Source organism: Pseudomonas sp. 203-8, from assembly GCF_020708595.1.
Lineage (GTDB): Bacteria > Pseudomonadota > Gammaproteobacteria > Pseudomonadales > Pseudomonadaceae > Pseudomonas > Pseudomonas aeruginosa.
This window is the reverse complement of record NZ_JAJFDF010000001.1, coordinates 593956-615811: the sequence shown is the minus strand read 5'-3', so window position 1 is coordinate 615811 and position 21856 is coordinate 593956. Positions and strand designations below refer to the sequence as shown.

Below are 21856 nucleotides of genomic sequence, written 5' to 3'. Positions count from 1 at the left end.
CGATGCGCAGCCTGGCCAACATCTTCAACCTGGGCATCAAGGAGTTCCGCAGTCTCGGCCGCGACTACGCGATGCTGGCACTGATCGTCTGGGCCTTCACCCTGGGCGTCTACAGTTCCGCCACCGGTATTCCGGAAACCTTGCATCACGCGCCGATCGCGGTGGTCGACGAGGACCGCTCGCAGCTCTCGTCGCGTATCGTCAATGCCTTCCAGCCCCCATACTTCCGGCCGCCGGAAATGATCGGACATGCCGAGATGGATCGCGGCATGGACGTCGGCCTGTATACCTTCACCCTCGATATCCCGCCGGACTTCCAGCGCGACGTGCTCGCCGGGCGCAAGCCCTCGATCCAGGTCAACGTCGACGCGACCCAGACCGGGCAGGCCTTCTCTGGCGCGGGCTACATCCAGAACATCGTCGCCACCGAGGTGCGCGAATTCGTCAGCCGCTACCGCGCGGAGCCGAGCATGCCGGCGCAGATCGAGGTGCGCATGGAATTCAACCCGAACCTGACCCAGGCCTGGTTCGGTGGGGTGATGGAAGTGATCAACCAGATCACTATGCTGTCGATCATCCTCACCGGCGCCGCGCTGATCCGCGAGCGCGAGCACGGCACCGTCGAGCACCTGCTGGTGATGCCGCTGTCGGCCTTCGAGATCATGATGGCCAAGGTCTGGTCGATGGGGTTGGTGGTGCTGGTGGCGGCGGGGCTCTCGTTGCAGTGGGTGGTGCGTGGCTGGCTGGACGTGCCGATCAGCGGCTCGGTGGGACTGTTCCTGCTCGGCGCCGGATTGCATCTGTTCGCCACCACCTCCATGGGCATATTCCTCGGCACGGTGGCGCGTTCGATGCCGCAGCTCGGACTGTTGACCATCCTCGTGCTGCTGCCGCTGAACATTCTTTCGGGCGGCACCACGCCACGGGAGAGCATGCCGGAACTGGTGCAGAACATCATGCTGGCGGCGCCGACCACGCATTTCGTCAGCCTGGCCCAGGCGATCCTGTTCCGCGGCGCCGGTTTCGACATCGTCTGGCCGCAGTTCGCCGGTATCGTGGTGATCGGTTCGGCGTTCTTCTTCGGCGCGCTCTGGCGTTTCCGCCGGACCATCTCGCAGATGGCCTGAGCGATGGCTTCAGCGTTTCGCCAGCGGCAGGATCGCCTGCCATTCCTCGGCGCTGACTGGCATTACCGAGAGGCGGCTGCCCTTCTGCACCAGGGCGAGGTTGGCCAGGGCGTCCTGGGCCTTCAGCCGGGCCAGTGGAACGACCTCGGCGAAGGCTTCGACGAAGCTGACGTCGCGGGCGCTCCAGGGGTTCTTCCCGGCGCTGGCCTTGGGGTCGTGGTAGGGGCTGGCGGGATCCAGGGCCGTGGGATCGGGGTAGGCTTCGCCTTCGATGCGGGCGATACCGGCGATGCCGGGCTGCGGGCAACTGGAGTGGTAGAAGAAGAACAGGTCGCCGGGGTTCATGCTGCGGATGAAGTTGCGCGCCTGATAGTTGCGCACGCCATCCCAGCGGGCGGTTCCGAGGCGTTGCAGGTCGCGGATCGAGAGTTCGTCCGGCTCGGATTTCATCAGCCAGTAGGCAGGCATGAACTTTGCTCCTCTTTCGTAGATATACGTAGGAAACGTCTGCGCGTGACCACCGGTCGCCGGTGTAATTGCGTATGACTTCAGCTTATCGGAAAATGCCGTTTTTCAGCGGGGCAGGGTGCTCAGGCGATAAGATAATCGCAAGGACCGGCCTCGAAAATTGCCTGGAAGGGGGAGGCAATCGATGAAGCGCAAGCCAGACTTGCTGTGGGTTTTGGTCATCATCTTCGGACTTGGGGTCGTCACCACCGGTTATACCCAGAGCCTCTGGGAACGACAGGCCAGTACGCCCGCCCAGGTGACGCAACAGCCGTAAGACTCGCCGGGTATCGCATGGAACGCGGTACCCAGGGTTCTCCCTCCTTCCTAGCGTTTCCCTGCCACGTACCAGCCCGCATCGGTCACCGTTCCCGCCAGGGGAATGTCCCAGCTGGCCAGCGCCAGTCGATCCACCTTCTGACATTCATGGGCCAGGCCGATCAGCGTCGGTTTGTGACCATTTTTGCGCCTCGCCAGGTAGGCCAGGCTGCGGTCGTAGAAGCCGCCGCCCATGCCCAGGCGCCCGCCCTGTTCGTCGAACCCCACCAGCGGCAGCAGTACCAGGTCCAGCGCCCAGGCCTTGCGCTGGCGGCCGGCGTCGGCCAGCGGTTCGCTGATGCGGAAGCGGTTGCGGGTCCAGCGTTCGCCGCTGCCGACCCGCTGGAATACCATGCGCGTCCGCGGCCAGGGCGCCAGCACCGGCAGGTAGGTGGCCTTGCCGCGCTTCTGCGCCGCACGCAGCAGCGGACGCGGGTCGATCTCGCCGTCGTTGGGCAGGTACAGGGCGATATGGCGGGCACGGCGGAAAAGGGGATGCTGCGCCAGTTGTCGATAGAGGGCGCGGGCGGCGAGGCGTTGCTGCAGGGGGGGGAGCGCGCGGCGCGCCTGGCGGAGCTTGCGGCGCAGGGCCGGGCGGCTGAGGTCTTGCGATTCGATCATGTGGAAAGGTAGCTCCCCGGTCGTGCCGCTGTCGGGTTAGCCCTTGAACCCGAAAGTTCAAGGTGGCGGTTGCAGTAGACCTTAAGGCTTTCCGTCGTGCGGACATGCACACCGGTCCAACTGGCAACCTCCGTTGTTGCAGTTATCGGCTCAGGGACATCACCGACTGGCCAACACACCAGGGAGCGGAGGCCAGTATACCCGAATTGGCCGCGCCCGGGTCAGGCTTCGCCGGCATCGGCCGGATTCGCCAGGGCGCGGTCGACGCGATCGAGCAGTTCGCGCACGCGCTCGCGGGTCGAGCTGCTTTCCTGGTCCAGGCGCTCCTTGCGGTGCAGCAGGTCGTGGGTGATGTTGAGGGCGGCCATCACGGCAACCCGGTCGGCGCCGATGACTTTGCCGCTGGAGCGGATCTCGCGCATCTTGCCGTCCAGGTAACGGGCGGCGCTTTCCAGGTTGGCGCGCTCGTCGTCCGGGCAATTGATGCAGTATTCCTTGTCGAGAATCTGCACGGTGAGGGTATTCGACTGGCTCATGTGTCCTGCTCCAAGGCTTTCAGACGCAAAATCATCGCTTCGACCTTGTGTCTCGCCATTTCGTTCTTTTCGATCAGATGAGCGCGCTCTTCGCGCCAGGACTTTTCGTTCGCCCGCAGCAGCCGGTTCTCCGCCTTGAGCTGTTCCAGCTTCTGGAGCAGCTGGTCGAACTTGGCCGTCAACAATTGCAGATCGGCGTCTTCCATGGGCTCTCGCTTGGGAATTGGGGTGATTGGACAACTATATAGGATCGTCCCCGGTCGGGGCCAATGCCCCGGCCGGGCCGGCGCGCCGGCAACCGGTCGCATGGTCTTGCCGGGGCGGGCGGTGCTAGGATAACCACCTTCATTTCACGTGTAGCGCCCCAATGGCGCCCAGCCGTCAGGGTCCCGAGATGTCCACTCAGAATTCCGCCTACAGCGCCTTTTCCTCCCTTCTCGCCGAGGCGGCCATGCCGGTCTCGCCGGCCGAACTGCACGGCCATCTGCTGGGTCGGGTCTGCGCCGGCGCCGGCTTCGACGAGGCCGCCTGGCAACACGCTGCCGCCGAACTGCTCGGCGGCGCGCCGGGCGAACGACTCAAGGCCGCGTTGTCCGGCCTGCTCGGCATGGTCCGGCAGGACTTTTCCGCCGGCGAGGTCGCCGTCGTCATGCTCCTGCCCGACGACGAAACCCCGCTCGCCCAGCGCACCGAGGCGCTCGGCCAATGGTGCCAGGGTTTCCTCGCCGGTTTCGGCCTCACCGCCCGCGAAGGCAGCCTGACCGGCGAAGCCGAGGAAGTGCTGCAGGACATGGCCGCCATCGCCCAGGTCCAGGGCCAGCTGGAAGACAGCGAGGACGGCGAGACGGACTATATGGAAGTCATGGAATACCTGCGGGTCGCTCCGCTGCTGCTGTTCGCCGAGTGTGGCAAGCCGCTGGAGCCCGCTCCCAAGCCTTCACTGCACTGAGGTTTCTGCATGATCCGTATCCCCAAGTCGGAGTACGCCCGTCGGCGCAAGGCGCTGATGGCGCAGATGGAACCCAACAGCATCGCCATCCTGCCGGCGGCGCCGATGTACATCCGCAATCGCGACGTCGAGCATGTCTACCGCCAGGACAGCGACTTCCAGTACCTCACCGGCTTCCCAGAGCCGGAGGCGGTGATGGCGCTGATTCCCGGCCGTGCCCACGGCGAATACGTGCTTTTCTGCCGCGAGCGGGATCCGGAGCGTGAACTGTGGGACGGCCTGCGCGCCGGCCAGGACGGTGCGATCGGCCAGTACGGCGCCGACGACGCCTTTCCCATCGGCGATATCGACGACATCCTGCCCGGCCTGATCGAAGGCCGCGACCGGGTCTACTACGCCCTTGGCGCCAATCCCGACTTCGACCGCCGGCTGATGGACTGGATCAACGTGATCCGCTCCAAGGCCCGCCAGGGCGCGCAGCCGCCGAACGAGTTCGTTGCCCTCGACCACCTGCTGCACGACCAGCGGCTGTACAAGAGCGCCAACGAAGTGAAGGTCATGCGCTACGCCGCCGAGGTCTCCGCCCGGGCGCACATCCGGGCGATGGAGGTGTGCCGGCCGGGGCTGTTCGAGTACCACCTGGAAGCCGAACTGGAATACGAGTTCCGCAAGGGCGGGGCGAAGATGCCGGCCTACGGCTCGATCGTCGCCGCCGGACGCAACGCCTGCATCCTGCACTACCGCGAGAACGATGCGGCGATCAAGGACGGCGACCTGATCCTGATCGATGCCGGCTGCGAGATCGACTGCTACGCCAGCGACATCACCCGTACCTTCCCCGCCAATGGCCGCTTCAGTCCCGAGCAGAAGGCGATCTATGAACTGGTGCTGGAAGCCAACATGGCGGCGTTCGACTACATCGCCCCCGGTCGCCACTGGAACGAGGCCCATGAGGCCACCGTACGGGTCATCACCGCCGGGCTGGTGCGCCTGGGCCTGCTGGAGGGCGACGTCGACGAGCTGATCGCCCACGAGGCCTACAAGGCTTTCTACATGCACCGCGCCGGCCACTGGCTGGGGATGGACGTGCACGACGTCGGCGAGTACCGCGTCGGCGGCGAATGGCGGGTGCTCGAACCGGGCATGGCGATGACCGTCGAGCCGGGCATCTACATCGCCCCGGACAATACCTCGGTGGCGAAGAAGTGGCGCGGTATCGGCGTACGCATCGAGGACGACGTGGTGGTCACCCGCAATGGTTGCGAAGTGCTGACCAACGGCGTGCCGAAGACCGTCGCCGAGATCGAGGCGCTGATGGCCGCGGCCAAGAGCGAGGCAGCCTGAGGTGACGATGAGCAAGGTCAACCTGGCGATCATCGGCGGGGGCCTGGTCGGCGCCTCGCTGGCGCTGGCCCTGCAGGCCGGCGCTCGGGAGCGCGGCTGGTCGATCGTGCTGATCGAACCCTTCGCCCCCGGCAACGCCTACCAGCCCAGCTACGACGCCCGCTCTTCGGCGCTGTCCTACGGCAGCCGGCAGATCTACGAGCGACTCGGCCTGTGGCCGGCGATCGCCGAGCGGGCCGAGCCGATCCTGCATATCCATGTTTCCGACCGCGGCCGCTTCGGCGCCACCCGCCTGACCGCCATCGAGGAAGGCGTGCCGGCGCTGGGCTACGTGGTGGAGAACGCCTGGCTCGGCCAGTGCCTGTGGAAGGCGCTCGACCCCGAGGTGGTGCGCTGGCACTGCCCGGCCGAAGTGAAGACCCTGGAAGCCCGGGAGGGCGGTTACCGGCTTACCCTCGACGACGAGACGCAACTCGATTGCGAGCTGGCGATCCTCGCCGATGGCGGTCGTTCCGGGCTGCGCGAACAACTTGGCATCGCCGTGGAGCAGACGCCGTACCGGCAGACTGCGCTGATCGCCAACGTATCGCCCTCCGAGGCGCACCTCGGGCAGGCCTTCGAGCGCTTCACCCCCAGCGGTCCGATGGCCCTGCTGCCGTTGCCGGATAACCGTTGCGCGCTGATCTGGACCCGCCCAGGCAAGGACGCCGAACGCCTGCGTGGCCTCGATGACGCGGCCTTCCTCGGCGAGCTGCAGGCTGCCTTCGGCTACCGCCTCGGCGCCTTCCGCCAGGTCGGCGCACGGCACTGCTACCCCTTGCACCTGGTCGAGGCCCGCGAGCAGGTGCGTCCGCACCTGGTGGTGCTGGGCAACGCTGCGCACAGTCTGCACCCCATCGCCGGCCAGGGCTTCAACCTGTCGTTGCGCGACACCCTGGCGCTGGTCGACGCCCTGCTCCACGACGACGCGCCGCTGGGCGAGTTCGCCGTGCTGCAGCGCTACCTCGATGGGCAGCGCCTGGACCAGCAGATGACCGTCGGCTTCTCCGACCGGGTGACCCGGCTGTTCTCCAACGACCGCGCGCTGCTCGGCGCCGGGCGCAACCTCGGCCTGCTCGGGCTCGACCTGCTGCCGCCGGCCAAGCGCTGGTTCGCCCGCCAGGCCATGGGCCTCGGCGCGCGGCCGCTGTAGCGCCATGCCGGTCTGGTCGAGGGCGCGCAAGGCCCGCCTGCTGCGCTTCGCCATGAATCTCTACCCGCCCTTCCTGGGGGCGGGCATCCGTGTGCGGCACATCGCTGGCGATTTCCGCGAGGTTCGGGTGCGCATGGGCCTGAACCGGCTCAATCGCAACTATGTAGGCACCCAGTTCGGCGGCAGCCTCTACGCGATGACCGACCCGTTCTTCATGCTGATGCTGATGGAGAACCTGGGCCGCGACTACGTGGTCTGGGACAAGGCGGCCAACATCGAGTTCGTCAGCCCGGGCAAGGGCCCGGTGCATGCGCATTTCAGCATCGACCAGAAGCTGCTCGACGAGGTCCGCGAGCGGACCGCCGGCGGCGAGAAGTACCTGCCCCGGCTGCACGCCGAAGTGCGCGACGACGCCGGCACCCTGGTGGCGCGGGTTCAGAAAACCCTGTACGTGCGGCTCAAGCCGCGCCTGCGGAACGCGGCCTGAAGAGGGCCCACGAGTGGAGAACGAGGATATGCACGCGGATCTGGTCATCGTCGGCGCCGGCATGGTCGGTAGCGCCCTGGCCCTGGCCCTGGAGGGCAGCGGCCTGGAGGTGCTGCTGGTGGACGGCGGCTCGCTCGACGTGGCGCCGTTCAAGCCGGAGGCGCCCTACGAGCCGCGGGTCAGCGCGCTGTCCGAAGCCAGCCGGCGGATTCTCCAGCGCCTGCATGCCTGGGACGGCATCGTCGCGCGCCGCGCCGAGCCCTATCGCGAGATGCAGGTGTGGGATGGCTCCGGCACCGGGCGGATCGGCTTCAGCGCCGCCAGCGTGCACGCCGAGGTACTCGGCCATATCGTCGAGAACCGGGTGGTGCAGGACGCCCTGCTGGAACGCCTGCACGATTCCACCACCGGCCTGCTGGCCAATGCGCGCCTGGAACAGATGCGCCACTCCGGCGACGACTGGCTGCTGACCCTGGCCGACGGTCGCCAGCTGCGTGCGCCGCTGGTGGTCGCCGCCGACGGCGCCAACTCGGCGGTACGCCGCCTGGCCGGCTGCGCCACCCGCGAATGGGATTACCTGCACCACGCCATCGTCACCAGCGTGCGCTGCGAGAACGCGCACCGCGCAACCGCCTGGCAGCGCTTCACCGACGACGGTCCGCTGGCCTTCCTGCCCCTGCCGGACCGCGGCGACGAGCACTGGTGCTCGATCGTCTGGTCGACCACCCCGGAACAGGCAGAACGCCTGATGGCGTTGGACGAGGATGGCTTCCGCGCCGCCCTCGGCGAAGCCTTCGAACAGCGCCTGGGCGCCATCCTGCATGCCGACCGGCGCCTGTGCATCCCGCTGCGCCAGCGGCACGCCAAGCGTTACGTCGAGCCGGGCCTGGCGCTGGTCGGCGATGCTGCGCACACCATCCACCCGCTGGCCGGACAGGGCGTGAACCTGGGCTTCCTCGATGCGGCGGTGCTGTCCGAGGTCCTGTTGCACGCCCTGGAGCGCGGCGAACGGCTTGCCGACGAACGCGTGCTGAGTCGCTTCGAGCGGCGGCGGATGCCGCACAACCTGGGCATGATGACGGCGATGGAAGGCTTCGAGCGCCTGTTCCAGGCCGACCGGTTGCCGCTGCGCTGGCTGCGCAACGCCGGCCTGCGCCTGGTCGACGGCCATCACGAGGCGAAGGCGCTGTTCGTCCGCCAGGCGCTTGGCCTCAGCGGCGACCTGCCGATGCTGGCACGAGTCTGAGCGGGGCGGCCCCCCTGACGGGAGGGCCGCCAGTCCTCAGAACAGCGCCGCGCAGTCACGCATGACCTGCGCCTTGTTGCGCAGGTAGAGCCCGAACAGGTTGCGCGCGGCTTCTTCGTTCACCTCGATTTCCATCGCCTCGACGAAGGCGTTCACCGCCGCCGTGGCGTGGGCGAAGTGATTGCTCTCGGTGCCGCCGGTGTGCACCGTTACCCAGGCCACGGTGGCGCGGGCGCGTTCGGCGGGTACGCCCATGTCGCGGCTGAACCATTCCTTGTACAGCGGGTGGATGTACTCCACCTCGCCGTGGGTATAGACCTCGTGTACCAGCGTGGTCAGCAGTCCCTGCATCAGGTCGCGCTCGCGCAGGCGCTGGCGGTCGGTCCAGTCCTTGAACGCCTGCGCCGAAGGCAGGCAGTTCTCGCGCAGCAGCCAGCGGTCGTCGCCGCAAAGGGTGGTGGCCATGGTGTAGAAAAGATCGGCATGCACGGTGTTGCCGAGGGCGCCGAGGTCTTCGTCGGTGATCCGTTGCAGGCTGCCGCAGGCTCGATAGAGCTGGTCTGCCGCTGCCGAACCCTGTTCCGAACGGGCCAGCAGGGTAAGGCGATTGGCCAGTCCGGAAACGCTGGCCGCCGAGTTGTTGGTCTTCGACCAGCTGGCGAAGAACTTGCGCAGCGGCTCGACCGCCTGGCGCCGGGCGGTGACCCGGGCGAAGGCGTCCTCGATGTCCAGCAACGACGCCGTCTCGTCCCAGAAGGCTCGGAACAGTGCGTGGCGCAGGGTTCCGGCGGGCATGTCGTTGAGGACCGGCTCGATGACGCCGAGCAGCTTGCTGTGGGGGGTGATGACATGGTTCATGGCTAACCTCCTGTCGGTTCTTGTTGTTCTTGCGATGGTTACGGTCTTCCTTGCGACGCGCGCAGGGCCGCGCGTTCGGCCTGTGGTGCGGACCAGCCGTAGCGGGTCAGAAGCAACGGCAGCAACTGGGCCAGGAGGATCAGGCCCAGGCAGCCCGGCCAGCCCCAGCGCTCCCAGAATGGCGCCGGCAGCACCGCGCCGAGGCTGCCACCGGCGTAGTAGCAGGTCAGGTAGAGGCCGACGGCACCGGCCTTGTCGGTCCCGGCATTGCTGGCGGTGAAGGCGTTGACCGTGGACTGTGCGAGGAACACGCCGGTGGCGCTGAGGGCCAGGCCGACGAGAATCGTCGGCAGGCCCGGCGCCAGGGTCAGCAGCGAGCCGCACACGCCCAGCAGCGATGCGCCCAGCAGCAACTGGCGGTGCGGGCGGGTGCGGGCCAGGCGGCCGCTGGCGGGAATCACCAGCAGGGCGAGGAGGAACACCGCGTAGATCGAGCCGAGCTGAGCGGTGTCCAGGCTGTACGGCGGACGGCTGAGATGGATGCCGATATAGGTGAACATGGCGACCTGGGAAAAGAGGACACAGAACCCCACCGCGTAGGACGACAGCAGCGGAGCCCGGAACAGTTCACGGGATACTAAGGGGCGTTTCCCCGGTGCGGGCGCGTGCCTGCCAGAATTGGCAGGGAGCAGCGCACGGATGGCGACAGCGATGAGCAGGGTCAGCCCGGCGAGGATCCGGAAGGCGACGCGCCAATCCCACTCCTCGGTCAGCAGGCCGGTGAGGAAGCGTCCGGCGAAGCCGCCGAGGATGGTCCCGGCGACATAGAGGCTGGTCAGCTCGATGACCGCGCCGCCGCTCCAGCGCTCGCCGATGTAGGCCACGCTGCTGGCGAACAGCAGGGGAATCAGCATCCCTTCGGCGAAGCGCCAGAGCAGGAAGGCGGCGAAGCTGCCGGCATGGGCGGCCAGCAGCATGGGCACGCAGAGCAGGCTGGCGGCGAAGGCGATCACCCGGCTGCGCTCGCGGCCGCCGCTGAGTCGGCCGACGAAGGGCGCGGCGAGAGCCACCGCCAGGGTGGTGGCGGTGATGCTCCAGTTCGATTGATGGGCGCTGATGTGGAAGCTCGCCGCCAGTTCGTCGAAGATGCCCTGGGTGGTATAGAGATTGAGGAACGCAGCGCAACCGCAGAGAAACAGCGCGAGGCGGGGGAAACCCTGGGACGAATTCATGGAACGCTCTGCCTGGACGAGAAACCCCCTGTTATAGGGGCGCTCCCGACGGGCTGGCCAATACCGATTCAGGACCGATCGATACCGAGGAACCGCATGCTCGACCTACGCCGCCTGCGCTGCTTCGCAGCCGTTGCCGAAACCCTGCATTTCGGCCGCGCCGCCCAGCGCCTGCACATGGCGCAGCCGCCCTTGACCCGGCAGATATCCGCGCTGGAGGAAGAGCTGGGCTTTCGCCTGTTCGACCGCTCCAGCCGGGCGGTGACCCTCACCGCCGAGGGCAGCCTGTTCCTGCCTTACGCACGCGCCCTGCTGGACCAACTGGAGCGCACCGCCGGCTTCGCCCGCAAGCTGGCGCAGGGGCTGGCCGGCCACCTGACCCTCGGCTACGCCAGCTCCATCGCCCTGTCGGACCTGTTCACCGAGGCGATCCGACTGTTCCGCGAGCGCCATCCGGAGGTGCAACTGGAGCTGCTCGAAGGCGCTTCGGCGGCGCAATGGGCGCAGATCGCCGAAGGCGGCATCGATGTGGGGCTGGGGCGCCTGCCGCCGCCGGAAGGCCAGGTCGGCATCGAGGTGCTGGCCCTGGGCGGCGAGCCGCTGGTGGTGGCCGTGCCCAACGGCGATCCGCTGGCGCGGCAAGAGCGGATCGACCTGTACGATCTGCGTGATCGGCCGCTGATCCTGTTTCCACTGGACTACGGCTCCGGCCTCAACGAACTGATCGAGCGCCTCTACCGGAAGGCCGGGCTGGCGCTGACGAGGGGACCGGCCGGACGCCAGATCACCTCGATCATCGCCCTGGTCGCGGCCGGCCAGGGCGTTGCCCTGGTGCCGCGTTGCAGCACCGCGCTGGCCCGGGCCGGAGTCGTCTATCGCCCGCTGGCCGAGCCCGAGGCGCTGGCCGATTTCCTCGTCTTCACCCGCCGCCATGGCCGCAGCGCCGCGGTGGAGGCGTTCCTCGCCATCCTCGGTGGCTTGGACGCAGGCGAAACACCCCGACACATTTAGTCGCGCGGGTTCGCAAGCGAGATTTCTTATCATTCGTGCCTACGTTCCGCTGACGAGGCTGTTCTTCATGCAGGCAAGCAAAGCTCTACTCGCCGCCCTGGCCCTGGGCATCACCGGCCTGGCCCAGGCCGCCGACGAAGTGGTGGTGTATTCCTCGCGCATCGACGAGCTGATCAAGCCGGTGTTCGATGCCTACACCAGCAAGACCGGCGTGAAGGTCAAGTTCATCACCGACAAGGAAGCGCCGCTGATGGCGCGGATCAAGGCCGAAGGCGCTAACACCCCGGCCGACCTGCTGCTCACCGTGGACGCCGGCAACCTCTGGCAGGCCGAGCAGATGGGCCTGCTGCAACCGTTCAAGTCGGCCACCATCGAACGGAACATTCCCTCGCAGTATCGTTCCAGCACCGATAGCTGGACCGGACTGTCGCTGCGCGCGCGGACCATCGTCTACTCCACCGAGCGGGTCAAGCCGGAAGAGCTGAGCACCTACGAAGCCCTGGCCGACAAGCAATGGGAAGGCCGCCTGTGCCTGCGCACGGCGAAGAAGGTCTACAACCAGTCGCTGACCGGGACCCTGATCGAGACCCACGGGGCGCAGAAGACCGAGGAAATCCTCCAGGGCTGGGTGAACAACCTGGCCACCGACGTATTCGCCGACGACAACGCGGTGATCCAGGCGGTGGACGCCGGCCAGTGCGACGTCGGCATCGTCAATACCTACTACTACGGGCGCCTGCACAAGCAGAACCCGAACCTGCGGGTCAAGCTGTTCTGGCCGAACCAGGCCGACCGCGGCGTCCACGTCAACCTGTCGGGCATCGGCCTGACTCGCCACGCGCCGCATCCCGAGGCAGCCAAGGCGCTGGTGGAATGGATGACCGGGCCCGACGCCCAGGCGCTGTTCGCCGGGATCAACCAGGAATTCCCGGCCAACCCGCAGGTCGCGCCGTCAGCCGAAGTCGCCAGCTGGGGCAGCTTCAAGGCCGACAGCATCCCGGTGGAAGTTGCCGGCAAGCGCCAGGCCGAGGCGATTCGCCTGATGGACCGCGCCGGCTGGAACTGACCGCCGGTTATACTCGACGCCCCGGCTCGTCCGAGCGGGGCGTCGTTCGTTCCGCACCGAGGATTTCGTGGCCCATCCCGCTCCCCGCCGCTGGTACCCCATCACCTTCACCGTTGCCGCGCTGGTGCTGCTGCCGCTCAGCGTGCTGCTGCTGAGCTGGCTGGAGATCGACCGGGAAATCTGGAGCCACCTGTGGGATACCCAGTTGCCGCGCCTGCTCGGCAACACCCTGACCCTGGTGCTCGGCGTCGGCATCGGCGTGACTCTGCTCGGGGTCAGCCTGGCCTGGCTCACCAGCCTCTGCGAATTCCCCGGGCGGCGCTGGCTGGACTGGGCGCTGATGTTGCCGTTCGCGATCCCGGCCTACGTCCTGGCGTTCGTCTTCGTCGGCCTGCTGGATTTCGCCGGACCGGTGCAGAGCCTGCTGCGCGAGTGGTTCGGCAGCGGCCTGCGGTTGCCGCGCGTACGCTCCACCGGCGGGGTGATCCTGGTCCTGGTGCTGGTGTTCTATCCCTATGTCTACCTGCTCGCGCGCAGCGCCTTCATCGCCCAGGGCAAGGGCCTGATGGAAGCCGCGCGGGTTCTCGGCCTGTCGCCCTGGCAGGCGTTCCTGCGGGTCGCCCTGCCGATGGCGCGGCCGGCGATCGGCGCCGGCCTGGCGCTGGCGGTGATGGAAACCCTGGCCGACTTCGGCGCGGTATCGGTGTTCAACTTCGACACCTTCACCACCGCCATCTACAAGACCTGGTACGGCTTCTACAGCCTCTCCAGCGCCGCCCAGCTGGCCAGCCTATTGTTGCTCGGGGTATGCCTGGTGCTGCTCGGCGAGCGCCACACGCGAGGCCGAGCCAAGGCCGCCAGCGAGCGTCCGCGCGGCGCGCCGCTGTACCGCCTGCGCGGCGCCAGGGCGCTGGCGGCGAGCGCCTGGTGCGGGCTGGTGTTCCTCTGCGCCTTCGTGATTCCCGTGGCGCAACTGGTTGTCTGGTTCTGGCGCCAGGGCCGTTTCGACCTCGACGAGCGCTACTGGGACCTGATCGGCCATACCCTGACGCTGGGCGGCATCGCCGCGCTGGCGACGGTCGCCGTGGCCCTGCTGCTGGCCTTCGCCGTGCGCCTGGCGCCGACCCGCGCTATCCGCGGCGCGGTGGGCCTGGGCAACCTCGGTTATGCGCTGCCGGGCTCGGTCCTGGCGGTTTCGATCATGCTGGCCTTCAGCTGGCTGGACAATCACTGGGTGATCCCGCTTTCCAGCGCCCTCGGCGGCGCCGGCAAGCCGCTGCTGCTGGGCAGTCTGTTCGCCCTGCTGCTGGCCTACCTGATCCGTTTCATGGCGGTGGCCTACGGGCCGCTGGAAAGCGGGCTGGCGCGGATCCGCCCGTCGCTGCCGGAAGCTTCGCGCAGCCTCGGCGTGGGCGGCCCGCTGCTGTTCCTGCGGGTCTACCTGCCGCTGTTGCTGCCGGCCTCGCTGAGCGCCGCGCTGCTGGTCTTCGTCGACGTGCTCAAGGAGATGCCGGCGACCCTGCTGATGCGTCCCTTCGGTTGGGACACCCTGGCCGTACGGATCTTCGAGATGACCAGCGAGGGCGAATGGGCGCGCGCCTCGCTGCCGGCCCTGACCCTGGTGCTGGTCGGCCTGCTACCGGTGGTCGGGTTGATTCGTCGTTCTGCCCATCATTCAGATCGCTGAGCCCAGTATCCATGCAGGTCGTAGGGTCTATGCACGGATCGCGGCACGCTTCCATGGTGTCCTGCTCCGGGGCTTGCGGCTACAATGCGCGCGATTTCGTGCCGGCGGTCCCTGCCGACGGCACCCGCTACGCCCGGAAGGAGAATACCCATGGGATTGCGCACCCCGCTTTACGAGCTGCACGTCGCGCTCGGCGCCAAGATGGTCGATTTCGGCGGTTGGGACATGCCGCTGCACTACGGTTCGCAGGTCGAGGAGCACCATCAGGTTCGGCGTGACTGCGGCGTCTTCGACGTGTCCCACATGACCGTGGTCGACGTCGCCGGCGAGCAGGCCACGGCCTATCTGCAGCATCTCCTGGCGAACGACGTGGCGCGTCTCGGCGAAACCGGCAAGGCGCTCTACAGCGCGATGCTCAACGAAGAGGGCGGGGTGGTCGACGACCTGATCGTCTACCTGACCGAGCACGGCTACCGGGTGGTGGTCAATGCTTCCACCCGCGACAAGGACATCGCCTGGATGCAGGCGCAGGCCGCCGGCTTCAAGGTCGACCTGCAGGAACGCGGCGACCTGGCGATGCTCGCCATCCAGGGCCCCAACGCCCGCGTGCACAGCTCCGAACTGGTGTCCCCGGCACGCGCCGCACTGATACGCGAACTCAAGCCGTTCCAGGGCCGTGCCGAGGGCGACTGGTTCATCGCCCGCACCGGCTACACCGGCGAGGACGGCCTGGAAATCATGCTGCCGGCCGCCGAGGCGCCGGGTTTCCTCAACGAGCTGGTTGGCGCCGGGATCTCCCCGGCGGGCCTGGGTGCGCGCGATACGCTGCGCCTGGAGGCCGGGCTCAATCTCTACGGCCAGGACATGGACGAAAGCGTTTCCCCGCTTGCCGCCAACATGGGCTGGACCGTAGCCTGGGAGCCGGTTGCGCGGGACTTCGTCGGCCGCCGCGCGCTGGAAGCGCAGAAGGCCGCCGGCGACCAGCCGAAGCTGGTCGGCCTGGTTCTGGAGGAGCGCGGCGTGCTGCGCGCCCACCAGGTGGTGCGGGTAGCTGGCATTGGTGAGGGGGAGATCACCAGCGGCAGCTTTTCGCCTACCCTGAACAAGTCCATCGCGCTGGCCCGCGTGCCGGCCGCCACCGGCGACCGCGCCGAGGTGGAAATCCGCGGCAAGTGGTACCCGGTACGGGTGGTCCAGCCCAGTTTCGTGCGTCACGGCAAGCCCCTGATCTAACCTGGCAATGGCGACCGCCGTCGCCCCCGACTTCGAGGAAAACAAGATGAGCAATATTCCCGCCGAACTGCGTTACGCCCAGAGCCACGAATGGGCTCGCCTGGAAGCCGACGGCAGCGTTACCGTGGGCATTTCCGACCATGCCCAGGAAGCCCTTGGCGATGTGGTCTTCATCGAGCTGCCGGAGCTGGGCAAGACCCTCGCCGCCGGGCAGGAAGCGGGCGTGGTCGAGTCGGTGAAGGCCGCCTCCGACATCTATTCGCCGATCGGCGGCGAAGTCATCGCCATCAACGAAGCCCTGGCCGACACCCCGGAAGACGTCAACAACGACCCGTACGCGTCCTGGTTCTTCAAGCTCAAGCCGAGCAATCCGGCCGAGCTGGACAAGCTGCTCGACGCCGCTGGCTACCAGGCCGCCGTCGACGCGGAAGGCTGAGCCGCCGCGTAGTCGCGACAAAACCCGCTATCCTTGGACAAGGCCTCGATCATTCGAGGCTTTGTTCTTTTTGCAGCGGCGAAATGCGTTTTCGCCGTCGTTGCTTTCTCATTCGATATCCGTTCGGCGACGATCGCTGGCAGGGCGATGCCGCCCCCAACGAGACCGAAGCCATGTCGCAGACGCCGTCCCTCGCCCAGCTCCAGCCCGCCGATGCCTTCCTGCGCCGCCACCTCGGCCCCGATCCTGCGGAACAGCAGGCCATGCTGGACTTCCTCGGAGTTTCCACTCGCGCCGAACTGATCGTGCAGACGGTGCCGCCGGCGATCCGCCTCAACCGGCCGCTGGAACTGCCCGCCGCGCTCGACGAACAGGCCGCCCTGGCGCGCCTGCGCGGCTACGCCGGGCTCAACCAGCGCTGGACCAGCCTGATCGGCATGGGCTACTACGGCACCGTGACGCCGTCGGTGATCCTCCGCAACGTGCTGGAGAATCCCGGCTGGTACACCGCCTATACGCCCTACCAGCCGGAAATCGCCCAGGGCCGCCTGGAAGCGCTGCTGAATTTCCAGCAACTGACCATCGACCTCACCGGACTCGACCTGGCCAGCGCCTCGCTGCTCGACGAAGCCACCGCCGCCGCCGAGGCCATGGCCCTGGCCAGGCGGGTGGCGAAGGCCAGGAGCAACCGGTTCTTCGTCGATGCGCATTGCCATCCGCAGACCGTTTCGGTGTTGCGGACCCGCGCCGAGGCGTTCGGTTTCGAGCTGGTCGTCGACGAGCCGGACAATCTTGCCGCCCACGCGGTGTTCGGCGCCTTGCTGCAATACCCGGACAGTCGCGGCGAGATCCGCAACCTGTGCCCGCTTATCGAGGCGTTGCACGGCCAACAGGCGCTGGCTTGCGTCGCCAGCGACCTGCTCGCCCTGTTGTTGCTGACCCCGCCGGGGGAACTCGGTGCCGACGTGGTGCTCGGCAGCGCCCAGCGCTTTGGCGTACCGATGGGCTACGGCGGGCCGCACGCGGCGTTCTTCGCCACCCGCGAAGGGTACAAGCGGGCAATGCCGGGGCGGATCATCGGCGTTTCCCGCGACGCCCGCGGCAACCCGGCGTTGCGCATGGCCCTGCAAACCCGCGAGCAGCACATCCGTCGGGAAAAGGCCAACTCGAACATCTGCACCGCCCAGGTGCTGCTGGCCAACATTGCTTCGCTGTATGCCGTCTACCATGGGCCGCAGGAGCTGAAACGCATCGCCCAACGCGTCCAGCGCCTGACCGCGCTGCTGGCGGCGGGCCTGGAAAGCAAGGGACTGCGGCGGCTCAACCGGCACTTCTTCGACACCCTGACCTACGAGGTCGGCGAGCGTCAGGCGGCGATCCTCGAACGGGCGCGGGCGGCACGGGTCAACCTGCGCGTGGTCGACGACCGGCGGCTGGCCCTGAGCCTCGACGAAACCTGTGACGCGGCGACCCTGGCGACCCTGTTCGAGATCTTCCTCGGCGCCGGCCACGGGCTGGATGTCGCGCACCTGGATGGCGGGGCGGTGGCCGACGGCATCCCGGCGGTCCTGCAACGCACTTCGGCCTACCTGCAGCATCCGGTGTTCAACGCCCACCACAGCGAGACCGAGATGCTTCGCTACCTGCGCCAGCTGGAAGGCAAGGACCTGGCGCTGAACCAGGCGATGATCCCGCTCGGCTCCTGCACCATGAAGCTCAACGCCAGCAGCGAAATGATCCCCATCACCTGGCCGGAATTCGCCGAACTGCATCCGTTCGTGCCGCGCGAGCAGGCCGAGGGCTATCGCCGCATGATCGACGAACTGGAAGCCTGGCTGCGGGCGATCACCGGCTTCGACGCCATCTGCATGCAGCCGAACTCGGGAGCACAGGGCGAATATGCCGGGTTGCTGGCGATCCGCCGCTACCACCAGAGCCGCGGCGATAGCCAGCGCGACATCTGCCTGATCCCCGCATCGGCGCATGGCACCAACCCGGCCTCGGCGATCATGGCCAGCATGCGGGTGGTGATCGTCGAGTGCGATCCCCGCGGCAACGTCGACCTCGACGACCTGCGCCTCAAGGCGGCCGAGGCGGGCGACCGGCTGTCCTGCCTGATGATCACCTATCCCTCGACCCACGGCGTCTACGAAGAGGGGATAGGCGAGATCTGCGAAGTGGTCCACCGCCACGGCGGCCAGGTCTACATGGACGGCGCCAACCTCAACGCCCAGGTCGGCCTGGCGCGACCGGCGGACATCGGCGCGGACGTCTCGCACATGAACCTGCACAAGACCTTATGCATCCCCCATGGTGGTGGCGGGCCGGGCATGGGGCCGATCGGGGTCAAGCGGCACCTGGCGCCGTTCGTCGCCAACCATCCGGTGATCCGCGTCGAAGGGCCGAACCCGCTGAACGACGCGGTCAGCGCGGCGCCCTGGGGCAGCGCCAGCATCCTGCCGATCAGTTGGATGTACATCGCCATGATGGGCCCGCAGCTGGCCGACGCCAGCGAGGTGGCGATCCTCTCCGCCAACTACCTGGCGAACCGCCTGGACGGGGCGTTCCCGGTGCTCTACCGCGGGCGCAACGAGCGCGTCGCCCACGAATGCATCCTCGACCTGCGACCGCTCAAGGCGCAGACCGGGATAACCGAGGAAGACGTGGCCAAGCGCCTGATGGACTACGGCTTCCACGCCCCGACCATGTCCTTCCCGGTGCCGGGCACGCTGATGGTGGAGCCGACCGAGAGCGAGTCGAAGGCGGAGCTGGATCGCTTCGTCGAGGCGATGCTGAGCATCAGGGCCGAGATCGGCAAGGTGGAGAGCGGCGCCTGGCCGGCGGAGGACAACCCGCTGAAACGGGCGCCGCATACCCTGGCCGACGTCACCGGGATCTGGCAGAGACCCTACGAGATCGCCGAGGCAGTGACCCCGAGCGAACATGCGCGGGCGTTCAAGTACTGGCCGGCGGTTAACCGGGTGGACAACGTCTACGGCGACCGCAACCTGTTCTGCGCCTGCGTGCCGCTGGACGACTACCGCGAGTGACCTCGCCTCCGGGCGGAGGCGAGGTCGCCGGGGCCTACTGCTGGACGGCGGACTGCTCGCCGCCGGCGAGGATCGCGCTGGCCAGTTCCATGTCGCTGGCCTGCAGGTCCGGGTTGTCGTTGCGCAGCTTCTGCAGGGCGGCTTCCAGGTACGGCCCGCGGATCGCGCCGTCGCTGGCGATGTAGCTGCCGGCGTCGTCCTGCGCGGCGACGATCAGCTTGTGGTCGTGGCGGAAGGTCAGGTAGGTGGAGGCCGTGGTGGCACCCGAGGAAATGATGTTGCGCCAGAAGGTATCGGCCATGGCCGAGCCCAGCGGCAGGGCGGCGATGACCAGGGTGGCGGCGGCGAGTTTGACGGAACGCATGGGGGAACTCCTGATAGGGGGCTGCGTGTTACATCAGATCGCGTTTGCCGTCCCGGAGTTCCAGCGGGGATGACCGTCCGGTCGCTTTTTCCGCTGCCGTACAGCCCCCGCCGGCCGGGAGCTACAGCGATTCAGGGCGTGGCAGGCTCGACGTGCAGCAGGGCGCCGTCCTGGCCGGTGACCCGGACCAGGGCGCCGCGCGGCAGGTCGGGACCGCTGACCAGCCACGACGCGTCCTCGACGCGCAGCTCGCCGAGCCCGCCGACGATCGCCCGGTGCAAGGGAAAGGTGCGGCCGAACAGGTCGTCGCCGCGTCGCTGCAACCCTGGCGTTTCCTCGACGCTACCGGCCTTGCGGCGACGGCGTCGATGCAAGGCGGCGACCAGCCCGGAGAGCAGGACGAACAGCCCTACCTGCCAAGGCCAGGCCAGTCCCGGCAGGAGCGCGCCGAGCGCACCGACACAAGCGGCGGTGAGGCCGACCCGCAGCAGATAGCCGCCGGCACCGAAGATTTCCAGGAGCAGGAGGACGGTACCGAAGGCCAGCCAGTCCCAGAAGTCCAGGCGTAGCAGCAGGATTTCCATCGGCCGGCCCTCAGCGCCGGCTCGGCGGCCGGCCGAGCCACATCGAGCCAGGGACGCCGCTCGCGGCTCGCCGCAGGTGCGGTGCGCCGCGGCTGGGGAGCGTCGGCGCGGGGACGGCGGGGGGAACGCTCGTCATCGTCTACATCCTTGTCTGTGGGCCTGGCAGGCCCGTCCGGCGTTGTGCCGTGCAACCGTCGGAACTCCGCCGACGGGATGTGCCGCTACTTCTGTTCGCTCTGCGGGGTCACCCGCAGTACTTCCTCCAGCGTACTGATACCTGCGGCGACCTTCTGCGCGCCGGACAGGCGCAGGCTGCGGGTGCCTTCCTTGTACGCCTGGCGGCGTAGGGCGACCAGGTCGGTGTCGGCGGTGATCAGTTCTTTCAGGCTATCGCTGAGCAGCATGATTTCATAGACGCCGGCGCGCCCGCGATAGCCGGTGTCGCGGCACTCCAGGCAACCCACGGCCTGGTGCGCGCCGCTGGGCGGCGGGGCGCTCCAGGGGCGGGTCAGTTCGTGCCAGTCGCTGTCCGCCAGTTGCATCGGCGCCTTGCAGTGCGGGCAGAGCGTGCGCACCAGGCGTTGGGCCATGACCCCTAGCACCGTGGCGCGGATCAGGTAGTAGGGTACGCCCAGTTCGAGCAGGCGGGTGATCGCCGTGGGGGAGTCGTTGGTGTGCAGGGTGGAGAGCACCAGGTGCCCGGTGAGCGCCGCCTGGATCGCCATCTCGGCGGTCTCCAGGTCGCGGATCTCGCCGACCATGATGATGTCCGGGTCCTGCCGCAGCAGGGCGCGTACGCCGCTGGCGAAGGTCAGGTCGATGTTGTGCTGGACCTGCATCTGGTTGAACGAGGGCTCGATCATCTCGATCGGGTCCTCGATGGTGCAGACGTTCACCTCATCGGTGGCCAGTTGCTTGAGCGTGGTGTAGAGCGTGGTGGTCTTGCCCGAGCCGGTGGGGCCGGTGACCAGGATGATGCCGTTGGGCTGGCTGGTCATGCTCTGCCAGCGGCGCAGGTCGTCGGCGGAGAAGCCGAGCTGGTCGTAGCTCTTGAGCAGCACCTCGGGGTCGAAGATGCGCATCACCATCTTCTCGCCGAAGGCGGTGGGCAGGGTCGACAGGCGCAGCTCCACCTCGGCGCCGTCCGGGGTCTTGGTCTTGACCCGGCCGTCCTGCGGCTTGCGTTTCTCCGCCACGTTCATCCGTCCCAGCGACTTCAGGCGGCTGACCACCGCCATGGTCACCTGCGGCGGGAACTGGTAGACGTTGTGCAGCACGCCGTCGATACGGAAGCGCACGGTGCCCTGCTCGCGGCGCGGCTCGATGTGGATGTCGCTGGCGCGCTGCTGGAAGGCGTACTGGAACAGCCAGTCGACGATGGTGACGATGTGCGCGTCGTTGGCGTCCGGCTCCTGGTCGGCGGCGCCGAGGTTGAGCAACTGCTCGAAGTTGCCGACGCCGCTGATCTTCTGGTCCGGCGAGGTGGCGCCGCTGACCGAGCGGGCCAGGCGGAAGAACTCGACGGTGTAGCGCTGGATGTCCGCCGGGTTCGCCACCACCCGCTTGATCGGTCGCTTGAGCACATGCACCAGGTTGCTTTCCCAGCCCTGTACGAAGGGCTGGGCGCTGGCGATGGTGACTTCCTCCGGACTCAGCGCGACGGCGAGGATGCCATGGCGCTGGGCGAAGGCGTAGGACATCAGCGGAGTCACCGCGGCGACGTCGATCTTCAGCGGGTCGATGCGCAGGTAGGGCTGGCCGGCGTACTCGGCCAGCCACTGGGTGAGGGTCTCCAGGTCGAGCTTGCGTCCGGGGCGCTTGAGATCCTCGACCTGCTGCGCGGCGAGGAACTCCAGCGGATGCTGCTGGTTGCGCACTGCGCTGCGGCGGATCGCCAGGCACTGTTCGGCCTGCTCCTGCCCGACCCGGCCCTGGGCGACCAGCTCGCGGAGCAGGTCGCCGAGGTCCAGCAGGCGGTCCTGGGCGGCGGTGGCGAACACGGACATGC

The 21856-nt window shown here is 67.8% G+C and carries 21 protein-coding genes and 1 other RNA gene; 12 read left to right on the top strand and 10 right to left on the bottom strand.

Annotation, left to right across the window (positions count from 1 at the left end; translation table 11 throughout):
* Nucleotides 1-2: 2 nt before the first annotated feature.
* On the top strand, nt 3-1127 hold the full coding sequence (locus LJF27_RS02775) for an ABC transporter permease (protein ID WP_003099197.1): 1125 nt from the start codon (nt 3-5) through the stop codon (nt 1125-1127).
* 9 nt (nt 1128-1136) lie between these two features.
* Here LJF27_RS02775 and LJF27_RS02770 read toward each other — a convergent pair whose 3' ends face one another.
* From LJF27_RS02770 to LJF27_RS02750, 5 genes are all read right to left on the bottom strand, one after another.
* Complete coding sequence (locus LJF27_RS02770; RefSeq protein ID WP_003114044.1) at nt 1137-1595, bottom strand: EVE domain-containing protein; 459 nt, start codon at nt 1593-1595, stop codon at nt 1137-1139.
* Nucleotides 1596-1961: 366 nt separating this feature from the next.
* Entirely contained in the window at nt 1962-2573 is a 612-nt protein-coding gene (locus tag LJF27_RS02765; RefSeq protein WP_003118040.1) for a 5-formyltetrahydrofolate cyclo-ligase, read from the bottom strand.
* A gap of 9 nt (nt 2574-2582) precedes the next feature.
* A non-coding RNA gene (gene ssrS / locus LJF27_RS02760) (6S RNA) lies at nt 2583-2761 on the bottom strand.
* A 33-nt stretch (nt 2762-2794) separates the two neighbouring features.
* Nucleotides 2795-3109: a cell division protein ZapA gene (locus tag LJF27_RS02755; protein ID WP_003096316.1), complete on the bottom strand. Its 315-nt coding sequence runs from the start codon at nt 3107-3109 to the stop codon at nt 2795-2797.
* Nucleotides 3106-3315, bottom strand: a complete 210-nt coding sequence (locus LJF27_RS02750) for a TIGR02449 family protein (protein WP_003096314.1) — start codon at nt 3313-3315, stop codon at nt 3106-3108. Before LJF27_RS02750 ends, LJF27_RS02755 begins: the two co-directional genes overlap by 4 nt.
* Before the next feature lie 188 nt (nt 3316-3503).
* Here LJF27_RS02750 and LJF27_RS02745 point away from each other — a divergent pair, with 188 nt between their 5' ends.
* From LJF27_RS02745 to LJF27_RS02725, 5 genes are read left to right on the top strand one after another with little or no spacing between them, the layout of a single operon-like run.
* Entirely contained in the window at nt 3504-4058 is a 555-nt protein-coding gene (locus tag LJF27_RS02745; protein ID WP_003099193.1) for a YecA family protein, read from the top strand.
* Nucleotides 4059-4067: 9 nt separating this feature from the next.
* Nucleotides 4068-5402, top strand: coding sequence for a Xaa-Pro aminopeptidase (gene pepP / locus LJF27_RS02740; protein ID WP_003096308.1), 1335 nt, complete (start codon nt 4068-4070; stop codon nt 5400-5402).
* Nucleotides 5403-5409: 7 nt separating this feature from the next.
* Nucleotides 5410-6594 carry a 2-octaprenyl-6-methoxyphenyl hydroxylase gene (gene ubiH, locus LJF27_RS02735; protein WP_003099190.1) on the top strand — a complete coding sequence of 395 codons (1185 nt, stop codon included), beginning with the start codon at nt 5410-5412 and terminating at the stop codon, nt 6592-6594.
* Nucleotides 6595-6598: 4 nt separating this feature from the next.
* Entirely contained in the window at nt 6599-7081 is a 483-nt protein-coding gene (locus LJF27_RS02730) for a hotdog fold domain-containing protein (RefSeq protein ID WP_003099189.1), read from the top strand.
* 28 nt (nt 7082-7109) lie between these two features.
* Complete coding sequence (locus tag LJF27_RS02725; protein ID WP_003115267.1) at nt 7110-8327, top strand: 2-octaprenyl-3-methyl-6-methoxy-1,4-benzoquinol hydroxylase; 1218 nt, start codon at nt 7110-7112, stop codon at nt 8325-8327.
* A gap of 36 nt (nt 8328-8363) precedes the next feature.
* Here the strand turns inward: LJF27_RS02725 and LJF27_RS02720 are convergent, their stop codons facing one another.
* Nucleotides 8364-9185, bottom strand: coding sequence for a hypothetical protein (locus tag LJF27_RS02720; protein ID WP_003118038.1), 822 nt, complete (start codon nt 9183-9185; stop codon nt 8364-8366).
* A 38-nt stretch (nt 9186-9223) separates the two neighbouring features.
* Nucleotides 9224-10417: an MFS transporter gene (locus LJF27_RS02715; protein WP_003114048.1), complete on the bottom strand. Its 1194-nt coding sequence runs from the start codon at nt 10415-10417 to the stop codon at nt 9224-9226.
* A 96-nt stretch (nt 10418-10513) separates the two neighbouring features.
* On the opposite strand from LJF27_RS02715, the gene LJF27_RS02710 reads away from it, so the two are divergent.
* The 6 genes from LJF27_RS02710 to gcvP all read left to right on the top strand — a co-directional run bounded on the left by LJF27_RS02710 (nt 10514) and on the right by gcvP (nt 18900).
* Nucleotides 10514-11428: a LysR family transcriptional regulator gene (locus LJF27_RS02710; RefSeq protein ID WP_003099180.1), complete on the top strand. Its 915-nt coding sequence runs from the start codon at nt 10514-10516 to the stop codon at nt 11426-11428.
* 67 nt (nt 11429-11495) lie between these two features.
* A complete protein-coding gene (locus tag LJF27_RS02705) occupies nt 11496-12494 on the top strand; it encodes an extracellular solute-binding protein (protein WP_003096289.1) in 999 nt (332 codons plus the stop codon).
* Nucleotides 12495-12561: 67 nt separating this feature from the next.
* Complete coding sequence (locus tag LJF27_RS02700; protein ID WP_003099178.1) at nt 12562-14181, top strand: ABC transporter permease; 1620 nt, start codon at nt 12562-12564, stop codon at nt 14179-14181.
* Nucleotides 14182-14331: 150 nt separating this feature from the next.
* Nucleotides 14332-15414 carry a glycine cleavage system aminomethyltransferase GcvT gene (gcvT, locus tag LJF27_RS02695; RefSeq protein ID WP_003114049.1) on the top strand — a complete coding sequence of 361 codons (1083 nt, stop codon included), beginning with the start codon at nt 14332-14334 and terminating at the stop codon, nt 15412-15414.
* Between the two features lie 46 nt (nt 15415-15460).
* The gene (gene gcvH / locus LJF27_RS02690) at nt 15461-15850 is read left to right on the top strand and encodes a glycine cleavage system protein GcvH (RefSeq protein ID WP_003107397.1); all 390 of its coding nucleotides are present in this window, start codon (nt 15461-15463) and stop codon (nt 15848-15850) included.
* Nucleotides 15851-16023: 173 nt separating this feature from the next.
* Complete coding sequence (gene gcvP, locus LJF27_RS02685) at nt 16024-18900, top strand: aminomethyl-transferring glycine dehydrogenase (protein ID WP_023116829.1); 2877 nt, start codon at nt 16024-16026, stop codon at nt 18898-18900.
* Between the two features lie 34 nt (nt 18901-18934).
* On the opposite strand, the gene LJF27_RS02680 is transcribed toward gcvP, so the two are convergent.
* The 3 genes from LJF27_RS02680 to LJF27_RS02670 all read right to left on the bottom strand — a co-directional run bounded on the left by LJF27_RS02680 (nt 18935) and on the right by LJF27_RS02670 (nt 21854).
* Nucleotides 18935-19264 (bottom strand): DUF2388 domain-containing protein, encoded by a 330-nt coding sequence (locus LJF27_RS02680; protein ID WP_003096280.1) that lies wholly within the window; start codon nt 19262-19264, stop codon nt 18935-18937.
* 131 nt (nt 19265-19395) lie between these two features.
* Nucleotides 19396-19848: an NfeD family protein gene (locus LJF27_RS02675; protein ID WP_004352365.1), complete on the bottom strand. Its 453-nt coding sequence runs from the start codon at nt 19846-19848 to the stop codon at nt 19396-19398.
* Between the two features lie 221 nt (nt 19849-20069).
* Entirely contained in the window at nt 20070-21854 is a 1785-nt protein-coding gene (locus LJF27_RS02670) for a GspE/PulE family protein (RefSeq protein ID WP_023116828.1), read from the bottom strand.
* Nucleotides 21855-21856 lie beyond the last annotated feature (2 nt).